At 74.7% G+C, this 14,154-nt stretch carries 13 protein-coding genes and 1 pseudogene; 8 read left to right on the top strand and 6 right to left on the bottom strand.

Annotated elements, in window-relative coordinates:
- Positions 1–3 precede the first annotated feature (3 nt).
- The 5 genes and pseudogenes from aroA (at position 4) to aroQ (ending at position 4,657) form a co-directional block, all read left to right on the top strand.
- Positions 4–1,290, top strand: coding sequence for a 3-phosphoshikimate 1-carboxyvinyltransferase (gene aroA, locus ACIQUQ_RS10080; RefSeq protein WP_403973404.1), 1,287 nt, complete (start codon positions 4–6; stop codon positions 1,288–1,290).
- 9 nt (positions 1,291–1,299) lie between these two features.
- Positions 1,300–2,484, top strand: a complete 1,185-nt coding sequence (gene aroC / locus ACIQUQ_RS10075; RefSeq protein WP_403973848.1) for a chorismate synthase — start codon at positions 1,300–1,302, stop codon at positions 2,482–2,484.
- Positions 2,485–2,570: 86 nt separating this feature from the next.
- Positions 2,571–3,053 (top strand): shikimate kinase, encoded by a 483-nt coding sequence (locus tag ACIQUQ_RS10070; protein ID WP_403973401.1) that lies wholly within the window; start codon positions 2,571–2,573, stop codon positions 3,051–3,053.
- Positions 3,050–4,147: pseudogene (gene aroB, locus ACIQUQ_RS10065) on the top strand (3-dehydroquinate synthase); the annotation flags it as partial. The gene ACIQUQ_RS10070 and the pseudogene aroB, both read left to right, overlap by 4 nt.
- Positions 4,148–4,228: 81 nt before the next feature.
- Positions 4,229–4,657, top strand: coding sequence for a type II 3-dehydroquinate dehydratase (gene aroQ / locus ACIQUQ_RS10060; RefSeq protein WP_403973846.1), 429 nt, complete (start codon positions 4,229–4,231; stop codon positions 4,655–4,657).
- A gap of 18 nt (positions 4,658–4,675) precedes the next feature.
- Here aroQ and ACIQUQ_RS10055 read toward each other — a convergent pair whose 3' ends face one another.
- Positions 4,676–5,608, bottom strand: coding sequence for a hypothetical protein (locus ACIQUQ_RS10055; RefSeq protein WP_403973399.1), 933 nt, complete (start codon positions 5,606–5,608; stop codon positions 4,676–4,678).
- 145 nt (positions 5,609–5,753) lie between these two features.
- Between ACIQUQ_RS10055 and ACIQUQ_RS10050 the strand changes: the two genes are divergently transcribed.
- On the top strand, positions 5,754–6,722 hold the full coding sequence (locus tag ACIQUQ_RS10050) for a GNAT family N-acetyltransferase (protein WP_403973397.1): 969 nt from the start codon (positions 5,754–5,756) through the stop codon (positions 6,720–6,722).
- An 86-nt stretch (positions 6,723–6,808) separates the two neighbouring features.
- Here ACIQUQ_RS10050 and ACIQUQ_RS10045 read toward each other — a convergent pair whose 3' ends face one another.
- The 5 genes from ACIQUQ_RS10045 to ACIQUQ_RS10025 all read right to left on the bottom strand — a co-directional run bounded on the left by ACIQUQ_RS10045 (position 6,809) and on the right by ACIQUQ_RS10025 (position 12,973).
- Complete coding sequence (locus ACIQUQ_RS10045) at positions 6,809–7,390, bottom strand: NAD(P)H-dependent oxidoreductase (RefSeq protein ID WP_403973395.1); 582 nt, start codon at positions 7,388–7,390, stop codon at positions 6,809–6,811.
- Positions 7,390–8,988: an FAD-dependent monooxygenase gene (locus ACIQUQ_RS10040; protein WP_403973393.1), complete on the bottom strand. Its 1,599-nt coding sequence runs from the start codon at positions 8,986–8,988 to the stop codon at positions 7,390–7,392. Before ACIQUQ_RS10040 ends, ACIQUQ_RS10045 begins: the two co-directional genes overlap by 1 nt.
- Positions 8,985–10,559 (bottom strand): class I adenylate-forming enzyme family protein, encoded by a 1,575-nt coding sequence (locus tag ACIQUQ_RS10035; protein ID WP_403973390.1) that lies wholly within the window; start codon positions 10,557–10,559, stop codon positions 8,985–8,987. The genes ACIQUQ_RS10040 and ACIQUQ_RS10035 overlap by 4 nt, the downstream gene beginning before the upstream one ends.
- A 124-nt stretch (positions 10,560–10,683) precedes the next feature.
- Positions 10,684–11,526 carry an arylamine N-acetyltransferase gene (locus tag ACIQUQ_RS10030; protein WP_403973388.1) on the bottom strand — a complete coding sequence of 281 codons (843 nt, stop codon included), beginning with the start codon at positions 11,524–11,526 and terminating at the stop codon, positions 10,684–10,686.
- 223 nt (positions 11,527–11,749) lie between these two features.
- A complete protein-coding gene (locus ACIQUQ_RS10025) occupies positions 11,750–12,973 on the bottom strand; it encodes an MFS transporter (RefSeq protein WP_403973386.1) in 1,224 nt (407 codons plus the stop codon).
- A gap of 408 nt (positions 12,974–13,381) precedes the next feature.
- Here ACIQUQ_RS10025 and ACIQUQ_RS10020 point away from each other — a divergent pair, with 408 nt between their 5' ends.
- Together ACIQUQ_RS10020 and ACIQUQ_RS10015 are read left to right on the top strand one after the other, a co-directional pair.
- Positions 13,382–13,663 (top strand): hypothetical protein, encoded by a 282-nt coding sequence (locus ACIQUQ_RS10020; RefSeq protein WP_403973384.1) that lies wholly within the window; start codon positions 13,382–13,384, stop codon positions 13,661–13,663.
- Complete coding sequence (locus ACIQUQ_RS10015; RefSeq protein ID WP_403973382.1) at positions 13,650–14,117, top strand: NUDIX hydrolase; 468 nt, start codon at positions 13,650–13,652, stop codon at positions 14,115–14,117. Before ACIQUQ_RS10020 ends, ACIQUQ_RS10015 begins: the two co-directional genes overlap by 14 nt.
- Positions 14,118–14,154: the final 37 nt, after the last annotated feature.

Genomic DNA, 14,154 nt, shown 5'->3' with positions numbered 1-14,154 from the left:
ACCATGCCGCTCGACACGTCCCGGCCGCCCGTGCTGTCGGCCCGCGTTCCCGGATCCAAGAGCCTCACCAACCGCGCCCTGCTGCTGGCCGCCGCCGCGTCCGGCACCTCCGGCCTGTGGGCCCCGCTGGTCAGCGACGACACCGTCGCCTTCCGGCGGGCGCTCGGCACCCTCGGCGTCGCCACCTCCGCCACGCCCTCCGACGAGTGCTGGGAGGTCACCGGCAACGGCGTCGGCCCGTTCGCGCCCGGCCGGGTGTGGTGCGCCGACGCCGGCACCGCCGCCCGCTTCCTGCCGCCCTTCGCGGCCACCGGACGCGGCACCTTCGTCTTCGACGGCTCCGACCAGCTGCGCGCCCGCCCGCTCGGCCCGCTCACCCGGACGCTGGCCCGCCTCGGGGCCGACGTGCAGGCCGCGCCCGGCGGCGGGCTGCCGCTGACCATCGCGGCGAACGGGCTGGCCGGCGGCCGGGTCGAGCTGGACTCCGGGCTGAGCAGCCAGTACCTGAGCGGCCTGCTGATGGCGGCCCCGCTGATGGGCGGGCCGCTGACCGTGGACGTGCCGCGGCTGGTGAGCCGCCCGTACCTGGACATGACGATCGCGCTGATGCGGTACTTCGGCGCCGAGGTCACCGAGACCGGTGGCACCGTCGAGGTGGCCCCGACCGGCTACACGGCCACCGACTTCGTCGTGGAGCCGGACGCCTCCACGGCCTCGTACTTCTTCGCCGCCGCGGCCGTCACCGGCCGCACCGTCACCGTGCCCGGCCTGGGCTCCGGCAGCCTCCAGGGGGACCTGGGCTTCGCCGAGGTGCTCCGGCTGACCGGCGCCGAGGTGGAGATCGGCGACCACGCCACCACCGTCACCGGCCCGGCGGGCGGGCTGACCGGCGGGTTCACCGTGGACATGGGCGAGATCTCGGACACCTTCATGACCCTGGCCGCCATCGCGCCGCTCGCCGACGGGCCCGTCACCATCACCGGTGTCGCCCACGCCCGGCTCAAGGAGTCCGACCGGATCGCCGCCATGGCCGCGAACCTGCGGGCCTGCGGGATCCGCGTCGACGAGACCCCCGAGTCGCTCACGGTCCACCCCGGCCTGCCGCGCCCGGCGCTGATCGACTGCCACCGCGACCACCGGATCGCGATGTCCTTCGCGGTCCTCGGGCTCGGCAGCGGCGTGCCGCTGACGCTGGACGACCCGGGCTGCGTCGCCAAGACCTTCCCCGAGTTCCACGGCGAACTCGCCCGCCTCTTCCCCCTGTACGAAGTCCCCACCAAGGAGAAGTGAGAGAAAGTGCTGAGCAGGCTGCGTTGGCTGACCGCCGGTGAGTCCCACGGACCGGCGCTCGTCGCCACCCTGGAGGGGCTGCCGGCCGGGGTCCCGGCCACCACCGCCCTGGTGGCCGACCACCTCGCGCGGCGACGCCTGGGCTACGGGCGGGGTGCGCGGATGAAGTTCGAGCAGGACGAGGTGACCTTCCTCGGCGGTGTCCGGCACGGGCTGTCGCTGGGTTCGCCGGTGGCCGTGATGGTCGGCAACACCGAGTGGCCCAAGTGGGAGAAGGTCATGTCGGCCGACCCGGTGGACCCGGCGGAGCTGAAGGAGACCGGCCGCAACGCGCCGCTGACGCGTCCGCGCCCCGGTCACGCCGACCTGGCCGGCATGCAGAAGTACGGCTTCGACGAGGCCCGGCCGATCCTGGAGCGCGCCAGCGCCCGTGAGACCGCGGCCCGCGTCGCCCTCGGCGCCGTGGCCCGCTCCTTCCTGAAGGAGGCCGCGGGCATCGAGATCGTCTCCCACGTCGTCGAACTGGGCGCCGCGAAGGCCCCGTACGGATCCCTGCCCGCCCCCTCCGACGTGGCGAAGCTGGATGCCGACCCGGTGCGCTGCCTTGATGCTGCGGCGAGCGAGGCGATGGTGGCCGAGATCGACCAGGCCCACAAGGACGGCGACACCCTCGGCGGCGTGGTGGAGGTGCTGGCGTACGGGGTCCCCGTCGGCCTCGGCTCCCACGTCCACTGGGACCGGCGTCTCGACGCACGTCTGGCCGCGGCGCTGATGGGCATCCAGGCCATCAAGGGCGTCGAGGTCGGCGACGGCTTCGGGCTGGCGCGGGTGCCGGGCTCGCAGGCGCACGACGAGATCGTGCCGACCGGGGACGGGATCCGGCGTACGTCGGGCCGCTCGGGCGGTACGGAGGGCGGGCTGACCACCGGTGAACTGCTGCGCGTGCGGGCCGCGATGAAGCCGATCGCGACGGTGCCGCGGGCGCTGGCGACGGTGGACGTGGCGACCGGTGGGGCCGCAGCGGCCCACCACCAGCGGTCCGACGTGTGCGCGGTGCCGGCGGCCGGGATCGTCGCGGAGGCGATGGTGGCGCTGGTGCTGGCGGACGCGGTGCTGGAGAAGTTCGGCGGCGACTCGGTCGCCGAGACCCGCCGCAACGTCACGTCGTACCTCGAGAACCTCAACTACCGGTGACGGGCAGGGCGGGGGCGGGCGGCGGCCGGTCGGGCGGCGGGCCGGCGGGCCCGGGGCCGGGGCCGGCGGTCGTGCTCGTCGGGCCGATGGGGGTGGGGAAGTCCACCGTCGGCGCGCTGCTGGCGCGCCGGCTCGGTGCCGCCTACCGGGACACCGACCAGGACGTGGCCGCCGAGACCGGCCTGACCGTGGCGGAGCTCTTCGCCCGGGAGGGCGAGGCCGCCTTCCGCGAGCGCGAACACCAGGCCGTGGCACGGGCGGTGGCCGAACCGGGAGCGGTGCTCTCGCTCGGCGGCGGAGCAGTGCTCCACTCCGGGACACGTGCTCTCCTCACCGGTCTGCCGGTGGCGTTCCTCGACGTCTCCGCCGAGGTGGCCCTGCGCCGGGTCGGCGACGGCCGCACCCGCCCCCTGCTCGCCGCCGACCCGGGCCGCCGCTGGCGCGAACTGCGCGACCGGCGCCGCCCCCTGTACTCCGCGGTCGCCCGGGTCGTCGTGCCCACCGACGACCGCACCCCCGAAGAGGTCGCCGACGCGGTCCTCGACGCACTGGAGCAGGAGACCCCATGACGACCGCATCCCCCGCCGTGACCTGCGTGCCCGTCGCCGCCTCGGCCGGCCATCCCGCGTACGAGGTGCTGGTCGGCCGGGACCTCCTCGGCCACCTCCCGCCGCTGGTCGGCGAGGAGCCCCGCCGCGTGGCCCTGATCCACCCCGACACCCTCGGCGCGCGCGCCGAGGAGGTGCGGGACCGGCTCACCGCCCTCGGCCACCGCGTCACCACCCTCCCCGTGCCCGACGCCGAGGAGGCCAAGACCCTCCGGGTCGCCGGGGAGTGCTGGGCGGCCCTGGGCCGGGCCGGGTTCACCCGTACCGACGTCGTCGTCGGCCTGGGCGGGGGCGCCACCACCGACCTGGCCGGGTACGTCGCCGCGGGCTGGCTGCGCGGGGTGCGCTGGATCGCCGTGCCCACCACCGTCCTCGGCATGGTCGACGCGGCCGTCGGCGGCAAGACCGGCGTGAACACCGCCGAGGGCAAGAACCTCGTCGGCGCCTTCCACCCCCCGGCCGGCGTGCTCTGCGACCTCGACGCCCTGGCCTCCCTGCCCGCGGCCGACTACGCCAGCGGCCTCGCCGAGATCATCAAGGCCGGGTTCATCGCCGATCCCGTGATCCTGGACCTCGTCGAGGCGGACCCGGCGGCCGCCCGTACCCCCGAGGGCCCGCACACCGCCGAGCTGGTCGTCCGCGCCGTACGGGTCAAGGCCGAGGTGGTCTCCGCCGACCTCAAGGAGGCCGGGCCGCGCGAGGTGCTCAACTACGGCCACACCCTCGCCCACGCCATCGAGAAGGCCGAGGGCTACACCTGGCGGCACGGCGAGGCCGTCGCCGTCGGCATGGTCTTCGCCGCCGAACTCGCCCGCGTGGAGGGGCGGCTGGACTGGGCCACGGTGCGCCGCCACCGCGCGGTGCTCGACGCCGTCGGCCTGCCCCTGACCTACCGGGCCGACCGCTGGCCCGAGCTGCTGGACACGATGCGGGTCGACAAGAAGAGCCGCGGCGACAAGCTGCGGTTCGTCGTCCTCGACGGGGTGGGCCGCCCCGGGATCCTGGAGGGCCCCGCGAGGAGCACCCTGGACGCCGCCTTCGCGCAGCTCTCGGCCCCGGCGGAGGGGACGGCCCTCGCCGAGGGGACGGCACCGGTTCCTGTTCCCGCGGCCGACGGCGGCGCCGCCCCGCGCCGGGTGCTCGTGCTGAACGGCCCCAACCTGGGCCGCCTGGGTCTGCGCGAGCCCGGCATCTACGGCGCCACCACGCACGCGGAACTGGCCGACGGCTGCGTACGGCTCGGCAAGGAGCTGGACCTCGACGTCGAGGTGCGCCAGTCCGACGCCGAGGCCGAACTGGTGGGCTGGCTGCACGAGGCGGCCGACCAGGAGATCCCGGTCGTCCTCAACCCGGCCGCGTTCACGCACTACTCGTACGCCCTCCGCGACGCCGTGGCCCAGCGCAGCGCCCCGCTGATCGAGGTGCACATCTCCAACCCGCACGCCCGCGAGGACTTCCGCGCCGTGTCGGTGATCTCCGCCGTGGCGACCGGCACCATCGCCGGCTTCGGCCCCGTCTCGTACCACCTGGCGCTGCGCGCACTCGCGGCCGGCACCGCACGCTGACGCCGGCCCGCGCCCGCGTCAGGCCGCCGCGCCGTCCTCCAGGGCGGCGCGCAGCCGCTCGTACGTCGGCGCGAGCCGGCGCAGGCGCTCAGCCAGCACCCGGTCGTCCCCCGTGACCACCGGGTGCTGGAGCCCGCCGACCAGCCGGGCCTGTTCACCGGCGACGCCCGCCGCCCCGGCGAGCCCCAGCGACCCCAGCCAGTGCGCGGCGTCGGCGAGACGCCGTGCGCCCACCCGCACCGCGAAGTGCCCGAGGAAGGCCCGCGTGCCGGCGTCCAGACCGCCGTCGGCCAGCACCGCCAGCGCCTCCACCCCGGCCGCCCCGCCGAGCGTGCCGGGCGGCACGGGCAGGCCCGTCCGGCCCGCCAGCCACGCGCCCGCGCCCGGCAGGGACCGGAGCAGCGCCTCCCCGGCCGTCACCTCGCGCTCCCGCACGAACCCGGCCCGCATCACATAGGGCTCGTCGACGTACCCGACGGACTTCGCCTCCCACGCGGTGAGGAAGTCGCCGACCGGCAGCGTCGCGTACGGGTGCCCGTGCGGGTCGTGGAAGACCACCTCACCGCCCGTCACCGCGAGCACGACCACGAAGTGGTCCCCGCCCTCGGCGTTCGGCGTCCCCGGCTGGTGCAGCAGCAGTCCCATGTCGACCGGCCCGGCCAGTACGGGCCCCCGCGCGGCCGCCTCGCGCAGCCGGGCCTCCGCCTCGCCGGCGGTCCCGCCCGCGGTCCGCGCGCACCCGACCGCGAGCAGGGACAGCGCGGCGTCGAGCCCGAGGTCGGGGTGCCAGCCGTACGGGTCGAACAGCGGCAGCCGGCCTCCGAGCAGCTGGAACCCGAACGGCGACCCGGTCAGCACCTCCACGAGGCCGACGGCGGGCGCGTCCGGCCCCAGGACCATGGCCAGGGAGTTGCTGAAGCAGTACGGCCCCGAGCCGGTGTAGTACGTCACGACTGTCCCCTCTTCCGCAGCCGCCCGTCCGGCCGGCCGGTCACCGGGGACCCATTCCAGACCCTGACACGGTGGCAGGGTCAACCTCGCCTCGCGGACCGGATTTTCGGGTGCGAGCGGCGGAGCGGTGGTGTGGGATCGGGCGATGGCCATCGAGTTGGGTACGCCGGACGTGGACGGGCTGGGCGCGGCGCTGGACGCGCTGCGGGAGTGGCAGGACGACGGGGCGGCGGTGCAGCTGCACCCCGGGGACGTGGGGTGGTTCTGGCGGTTCGGGGCGGGGGCGACGGCCGCGGCGGTCCGCACGTGGAGCCGGGACGGCCGGATCCTCGCCGTGGGGCTGCTGGACGGGCCCCGGCTGCTGCGCCTGACGATCGCGCCGGACGCGCGGCGGGACGAGGAGCTGGCGCGGCGGCTGGCGGATGACGCGGGCCGGCCGGAGCGGGGGGTGCTGCCGGCGGGGAGCGCCAACGTCGAGGCTCCGGCGGACGCGCTGCTCCAGGAACTGCTGCACGGGGACGGCTGGGGAGTGGACGAGCCGTGGACGCAGCTGCGGTGCGGCCTGGCGGAGCCGGTGCAGGGGCCGGTGCCGGTGCCGGTGCCGGGGCTTGAGCCGGTGCAGGGGCGGGTGCTGGTGCCGGGGCGGGTGCCGGTACGAGGTTCGGCGCGGGGGCCGTCGCGGGAGCCCGGCCTGCGGGTCGCGGCGGCCGGGCCCGACGGGGCGGCCGCGTTCACCGCCGTACTGCGGTCGGCGTTCGACGGGTCGACCTTCACCGAGGAGCGCTGGCGCGCGATGGCGGCCGGCGCGCCGTACGCGGCCGCCCGGTGCCTGGTCGCGTACGACGGGCAGGGTGCGGCGGTGGCCGCGGTGACCGTGTGGTCGGCCGGGCCCGGCAGGCCCGGGCTGCTCGAACCGCTCGGCGTCCACCGGGACCACCGCGGGCGCGGTTACGGCACGGCGGTCGCCCGGGCCGCGGCGGCCGCGCTCCGGGAACTGGGCGCGTCGAGCGCGGACGTCTGCACCCCGAGCGCCAACACCGCCGCCGTCGCCACGTACCGGGCGGCCGGCTTCGTCCCCCTCCCCGAGGTGCGGGACCGCCGCCGCGACAAGTAGGTGCCGGTGCCACGACGGCCCGGCCCCGCTCTCCACGAGCGGGGCCGGGCCGTCGGCCTCAGCCGTCGTGTTCGGGGCCGGGCGGCTCAGTGGGCCCGTGCCACCCCATGCAGGGCCACCGCGAGCTGCGCGATGCGGCGGCCCAGGTGGCGGACGGTCTCCACGTCGGCCTTCGTGACGCCCTCCGTGCCCTGGTCGGTGTTGGCCTGGGCGCCGGCGCCCAGGTTGATGCCGAGCCGGTTGAGGTCGTGCTCCGAGCCCGTCGTGGAGTTCCAGCCCGGCGGGACGTCCAGGTTCACCCAGTGCATCCCGTGCTGGGCCGCGAAGATCGAGAAGTACTGCAGGGTGTGCAGCTTGTCCCCGTTCATCGAGCCGGCCACCGTGAAGCCGGTGGCCAGCTTGTCCTGCCAGGCCCGGGCCGCCCACCGCTTCGAGCTGGCCTCGGCGAAGGCGTGGAAGGCCGCCGACGCGCTGCCCATGTAGGTCGGGGCGCCGAACATGACGGCGTCGGCCCCGTCCAGCAGCGCCCACCCGGCGTCCTCCACCGTCTCCACGTCCACGAGCACCGCGCGGGACCCGCCCTCCTCCGCGCCCTCCCGGGCGGCGGCGGCGAGGGCGGCGGTGTGTCCGTATCCGGAGTGGTAGGCGACGACGACGAGGGGGCGCATCAGCGGGATCCGATCGGGAGGAGGGCCGCGGCCAGCTCGGCTTCGAGCCGGTTGAGGTCGCGGTCGTGGCCGTGCGCCGCGATGTGGCCGTCGGGCCGCACCAGGTAGTACCCGGGCCGCCAGCAGCCGGTGGCCCGCACGGAGTTGCGCCTGCGGAGCCGTTCGACGCGGACCTGCGGCCAGCGGTCGACGATGTGGCCGATCTCGGTGAGCCAGTCCGAACCGCCGCTGGAGGGCGGCAGCACGGCCAGCGACCAGGCCTCCGGGTCCGCGTCGGGACCGGAGATCCGGTGGGAGACGGCCAGCTTGCGCGGGAAGACCGCGCCGACCTTCAGGCCGCCGGGCAGCTTCTCGTGCAGACCGCAGCCCGCCTTGCGGGAAGGCCGCTGGGTCTCCCGGACGATGTCGTACGCCAGCCGGCGCCCCGCCATCACGGGTGCGTAGAAGTGCGAGACGATCCCCGTGCGGTCCAGCACGCGGAACGCCGCGTCCCGCGCCCGCACCTGCACCCGCCCGTTGAACATCCACGCCCGCGTCTGCAGGTCGGTGTCCCGGACGATGCGCTGCGTCGCGGCGGAGCGCTCGGGCCCGTACGTGTCGAGCAGCGCGGCGGGGGAGCGGCCCTGGACGACGGCGGCGAGCTTCCAGGCCAGGTTGTGGGCGTCCTGCAGGCCGTTGTTCATGCCCTGGCCGCCCGCGGGGCTGTGCACGTGCGCCGCGTCGCCCATCAGGAAGATCCGGCCGCGCTGGAAGTCGGTCGCGGTGCGCGCGTGGACGCGGAAGACGGTCTCCCACACGGGCTCGGTCAGCTTCACGCCGCGCGGCCCCCGGTCGTACAGGATCCGCTGCATCATCTCGGTGCCGACCTTGCCCTCGCCGCCGCGCGGCATGACCGACAGGAAGCGGAAGACGCCGTCCGGCTGCGGGACGATGACGAGGGTGCCGTTCGGGTTCTGGAAGTACAGGATCTGGTCGGCCGGCAGGTGGCCCTCGATGCGGGAGTCGACGAGCGCGAACTCCATCTCGTACGTGCTGCCGGTGAAGCCCGAGCCCAGCTCGCCGCGCACCTTGCTGCCCGCGCCGTCCGCGCCGATCAGGAAGGGCACGCGGGTCCGTTCGATCATCCCGTCGCCGTGCTCCAGGACGGCCGTGACCCCGTCGGTGGCGCTGATGTCGCCGGAGTAGTCGACCTTCTCCACGCCCAGCAGCCGCACCCCGCGCTCGATCTTCCCGCCGAGCGCGTGCAGCCGGGCGGTGAGCGCGCGCTCCGTCTCGGGCTGCGGCAGGTGCCGCGGCGCGAGGTCCTCGGGGAAGTCGAAGGTGGCCAGGTGCTGCCGGTCGGAGTAGTAGCTGAAGCCGTTGATCTGCGTGGACGCGGCCCGGATGGCGGGCCCGGCCCCCATGTCCTCCAGGATGTCCAGCGCGCGCGGCCACAGCGCCAGCGCCTTCGGGACCTCCAGCGGTTCCAGGGCCATGTCGATGATGCGGACGCGGACGCCGCGGCGCAGCAGCTCGCAGCCGGCCATCAGGCCCGTGGGGCCGGCGCCGACGACCAGGACGTCGTAGTCCGTCGCGGTGCTCTGGATGTGCTCGGTCACGACGCCTGCTCCAGCTGTGCGCGGAGGTCGGCCGCCAGCTTGATCCGCTGCACCTTCATGGTGGCGGTCCTGGGCAGGTCGGCCAGGGGGATCTGGATCGGGGCGGCCATCCGCGGCAGGTCGGCGACGGCCTGCGCCCAGCGGGCCTCGTCGAGCGGCTCGCCGTGGCGCGTGCACACGACCGGCAGCGGCTCCTGGTTCGGGCCGGGTACGAGGACCAGCTCGGCCAGCTCCTCCAGGCGCTGCAGCACCGCGTCCTCGACCTCCAGGGTGGAGTGGATGCCGGGGATCACGTCGACCTCGCGGTCGAGCAGGTGCAGACAGCCGACCTTGGTGCGGAAGCCGACGTCGCCGCCGCGCCACCACTGGCCGAAGGCCTGCTGCGCGAAGCGCTCCTTCTCGCCGTAGTAGCCGATGGCCCGGCCCGGGGTGCTGACCTCGATGTAGCCGGGGTGCTCGCGGGAGGGGCGCTGCCCGTTGCGCGGCACCAGGCGGTACTTGGTGATGCCGGGCATCGGGAAGCCGAGGCAGCGGCCGTCGGCCTTGTGCGCGTTCTTGCGGGTGTAGGAGCGGCCGGTGAGGGGGCCGCACTCGCTCTGCCCGTAGATCTGGAAGAAGACCGCGCCGTCCCGGTCGGACGCCTTCAGCAGGCGGTCCATCGTGCCGGGGTGGATGGCGTCGAACGTCGACGAGAAGTACTTGACGTTCGAGAAGGGCCGGCGCGGGTCCGAGGCCAGCTCCTCCCACTCCATGAAGGAGTTGGGGTGGGTCTCGACGAACCCGGGCCGGACGCGGGCGAACAGGTCCGCCACCCGCTCCGGCTCCGTGTCGTTCATGACCACCACGTGCATGCCCTTGCCGAGGAGGACCGCCATGCCCAGGTACATCCGGGAGTGGACGTAAGACAGGTGAATGGCCGCCGTCTCGCCGCTCTTGATGAGGCGGGCCAGGCGGCGCTGGGGGCGGAAGCGCCCGTACAGGCTGCGCGCGGAGTGGATGACCAGCTTGGGCAGTCCGGTGGTGCCCGAGGTGTGGGTCATCAGGGCGGGCTGGTCGGCGTCGAGCAGCACGGGCTCGCGGCGCGGCGAACCGGCCAGGTCGTGCAGCGAGACGACGCCCTCGCGGGCGGGGGACGCGGAGATCACGCCGCGGGTGACGGCCGCGACCCCGGCGGCGTCGAGCACGCCGTCGAGCTTGGTGTCGTCCGTCAGCAGGTGCGGGGTGTCGAGGCGGCCGAGCAGCGCGGTGGCGCTGGCCCCGTCGAGGGCGGGGGACAGCATCACGGGCACGGCGCCGAGCCGGGAGGTGGCGCTGGCCAGGATGTAGATGTCGAAGTTGTTGTTCTTGTAGATCGCCACGTGGTCGCTCGCCCGGACGCCCGCCGCGTACAGGCGCGCGGCCATGTCGTCGACGTGACCGGCGAGTTCGGTGACCGTCAGGTGGCGCGAGACGTCCGGCAGCACGTCCAGGGCGTGGTCCACCGTGATCGTGGTGCCGGGGCGGGTGGCGGCGGCCTGCTCGGGCACGGTCCCTATGTAGAGCCCGCTCGTTCGGGCGGGATTCCGCAGCATCAGGTGTCTCCTCGTACGGGGTACGGGCGGGTGGGTACGGGCGGGTGGGTACGGGTGGCGGTACGGGCAGGGGTACGGCACGGGCCTGCTCCCCCCGTCGCGGAGAGCAGGCCCGTGGGAGCCGCTAGCGGGACAGGACGCCCTCGCGCAGCGCGCGCTCCTCGTCCGGCGTGAGGGTGATGCGGAAGGTCTCGCGCAGGTGCCGGACGGTCTCGTCGGCGGTCAGCTCGGTGACCTCCTGGCGGCCGTCGGGCCAGGTCCCGGTCAGCGTGCGGTGGCGCAGGACGTGGCGGACGGTGTCGCCGCCGCGCTGGGCCACCAGCTTGCCGATGAACGGCGAGGAGGGGTTGTTGCAGGTGTAGACGTTCGACACCTCGAAGTCGACCGGCGCCTGGAGCTCCTCGCGCAGGCTGTACACGTCGAACCAGCCGTCGTGGTGCAGGCAGCGCAGGATCCAGTCCTCGCCCTCGCGGTCCAGCCGCCAGGTCCAGTCGCCGGTGGTGACCTGGGCGCCGTCCTCGAACGGCAGCGGCTCCAGCGGGCCCTCGTCGCCGAAGCCGACGTCGGCCAGCCAGCGGCGGCCCCCGGCCTCGACGACGACCACGGCGTGGGAGCGGTAGCGCAGCGCCGTGCTGCCGCGGCGGACGCGGGCCAGGTGGCGGGTGACGGTGAAGCCGGCCTGCTCCAGCGCGGCGGCGAAGAGCAGGTTGGACTCCAGGCAGCAACCGCCGCGGCCGGCGTCGACGATCTTCTTGTAGAGGCTGGGGACGTCGAGGGTGATCGGGTTGCCGAGGGCCAGGTCGACGATCTCCCAGGAGACGGCGTCGGCGTGGGCGCGGTGCAGTGCGCGCAGCGTCTCGGCGTCGGTGGCGATCTCGCCGGTGTAGCCGATGCGGTGCAGATAGACGTCGAGGACCAGCGCGTCGGAGTTCCAGTCCGTGCTCGGCGGGGGCGGCAGGGTGCTCATGCGGAAGAGACCTCTCGTACGGGGATCAGCGGACCTGGGGGGATCGGCGGACCTGCGGGGGTCGGCGGGGCTGTGTGAGTCGGCGGGGCTGTGGGAGTCGGCGGGGCTGTGGGAGCGGCCGGCCGGTGGAGCGGCCGGGCCGGTGGGGATCAGCGGGCCTGTGGGGATCGGCCGGGCCCGTGGGGACCGGCCCGGCCACTGGGGACCGGCCTGGCTGCTGGGATCAGCGGGCCTGGCTGAGGACGGGGGCCGCCTTCTGCTCGGCGGCGGCCGTCCTGGCGGACGCCTTGGCGGCGAGCGCGACCAGCCCGATGGCGGCGACGAAGGCCAGCGCGATCCAGAGGGCGAGGTGGGTGAAGACGTCCGTGGACTGCGGGACCTGGGCGCCGAGGCCGGCACCGAGGTTGAGCAGGAAGCTGTAGACCGCGATGGCGGTGGCGCGGTCGGCGCCCGCGGCGCCGCCGACGGCCTGCACCAGCGCGGGTCCGGCGGTGGAGGCGCCCACCATGGTGACGAAGAGCGCGATGCCGAGCACCAGCACGCTGTCGCCGGACAGGGCGGCGCCGACCATGCCCAGTGCGGCCAGCGCGAGGGCGCCGCAGGCGCGGGTGGTGGGCTTGACGTGCGCGAGCTTCGGGGCGGCGAGCACGGCCACCAGCAGGGAGGGCAGCGCGCTGGCTCGCAGCGCGAACATCGCGTCGGGGTCGCCGAGCGAGTCCGGGCCGTAGAGCTGGACGCCGGTGTAGATGGCGGTCACGCCGCCGAGCACCGCCAGGGCGGTGACGAACAGCGGGACGAGGCGCGGGCTGCTCAGCACGTTGCCGAAGGCGAAGCCGCCGCGGGTGGTGCGCGGGGCGTCCGGGAGCATCACCTTGCGGGCGGCGACGGCGCCGAGCGCGAGCACCACGGCGGTGATCCAGAAGACGGCGCTCCAGCCGAGCTGGGCCTCCAGGAACTGGGCCGCGAGCTGGCCGAAGACCAGCGCGCCGCCGAGTGCGGCGGAGACGGTGGTCAGCGCGAGCGCGAGCCGCTGGGCGGGCAGCCGCTCGCCGAAGTACGCGAACACGACGGGCGCGAACACGCCGGCCGCGACGCCCTGCACGGCACGCAGCGCGAGCCCGGTGCCCTGCCCGCCGGCCAGCGGCACGGCCACGGTGGCCACGGCCATCACCGCGAGGGTGGACCAGATGGCGCTGCGGCGGCCGAAGCGGTCGGCGAGCGGGCCGCTGAGCAGCGAGCCGCACGCGTAGGCGATGGCGAAGGCGGACGTGGCCCAGGCGGCCGAGGACTGCGAGACGTCCCAGGCCTCCGCGATCTGCGGCATGAGGGGGATCGTCACGTACGCCTGGCTGCCGAGCACGAGCCCGACGACGGCCATCACCGCGACCGTGGCCCCGAACGGGGCCTGGCCTGTCTGGTCTTGTTCTGCTGGGGCGGTACCGGACATGGTTCGACTTCCTCCGTCGGGGGAGCGTGCGTGGTGAGTCGAATGCATCCTGTTCCGGCCACGTTTCCCCGGCCATCGCGAACCCCGCACTCCGTCAGGTGCGGCGGGGGGTCCGTCACGTAGGGGTCCGGCATGTCCCGGGTCCGCCCCGTACGGGGCACCGTCCTGCCGCAGGTACGCGCGCCCGTGGCGGGGACGGACAACGTCCCCGCCCCGGCTCAGCCGGCGGGCACCACGTGGAGGAAGCCGGTCACGACGTGGCGGAATCCGGTATGGAGCAGGCGAACTTGGGGAGCGCGCTGCGTCAGAAGGCTCGCGCCGGTTGCCGGGTGCGGTTCCTGGTAGGTGACCTCCACAGTCAGGTGGGCCGACCGGGAGGCCGAGGAGGGTGTGCCCCTCACTCTGACGATGCGCATCACGGTCACGCTGGCCGAGCTGGAGAAGCTGCGGGACATGACCGGCATTGAGGGCCGCTTCGAGACCGGGCACGTAAACTTGTCCGTCTTCCGATTCGACGACGAGATGATCGTGACGCCGATCCTCGCCCGCCGGGTCGGGCACGACTCGCCGATGATGCACTTGCGGCGCTGTCAGTCGGACGGCATGTTCGACCGTTTTGCCGCGCACGTCGAGGAGTTGTGGAGTCGCGGGCGCGACATCCGGGAGGCGGGGGCCGATGGCACGGCGTGACTACGAGGACGATCCGGACGCCCCCGAGGCGAACAGCCTGGTGCCCGCGGCCTCGGTGGTGGTCGTGGACGGCGCGGGCCGGATCCTGTTGCAGCGGCGTGTGGACAACGGGATGTGGGCGCTGCCCGGCGGCAAGATGGAGATCGGCGAGTCCATCGGGGAGTGCGCGGTCCGGGAGACCCGGGAGGAGACCGGGCTGACGGTGGAGATCACCGGCATCGTCGGCACGTACACCAACCCCCGGCACGTCTTCGCCTACGACGACGGCGAGGTCCGGCAGGAGTTCTCCGTCTGCCTCCTGGCCCGGCCGACCGGCGGGGAGATCCGGGTCTCGGACGAGTCCCATGAGGTGGCTTGGTACGCCCCGGAAGACGTGGACCGGCTGCCGATGGTGGCCGGCATCCGCAAGCGGATCGACGACTGGCGGGCGGGGCTCGGGCCGGTGGTCCGGTAGCGGGTCGGCCCGTCCTGGCCACGGTAACCGGCCGTCT

This window comes from Streptomyces sp. NPDC101118 (assembly GCF_044759445.1).
Taxonomy (GTDB): domain Bacteria; phylum Actinomycetota; class Actinomycetes; order Streptomycetales; family Streptomycetaceae; genus Streptomyces.
The sequence above is the reverse complement of the archived record's forward strand: the minus strand, read 5'-3'. Positions and strand labels throughout refer to the sequence as shown.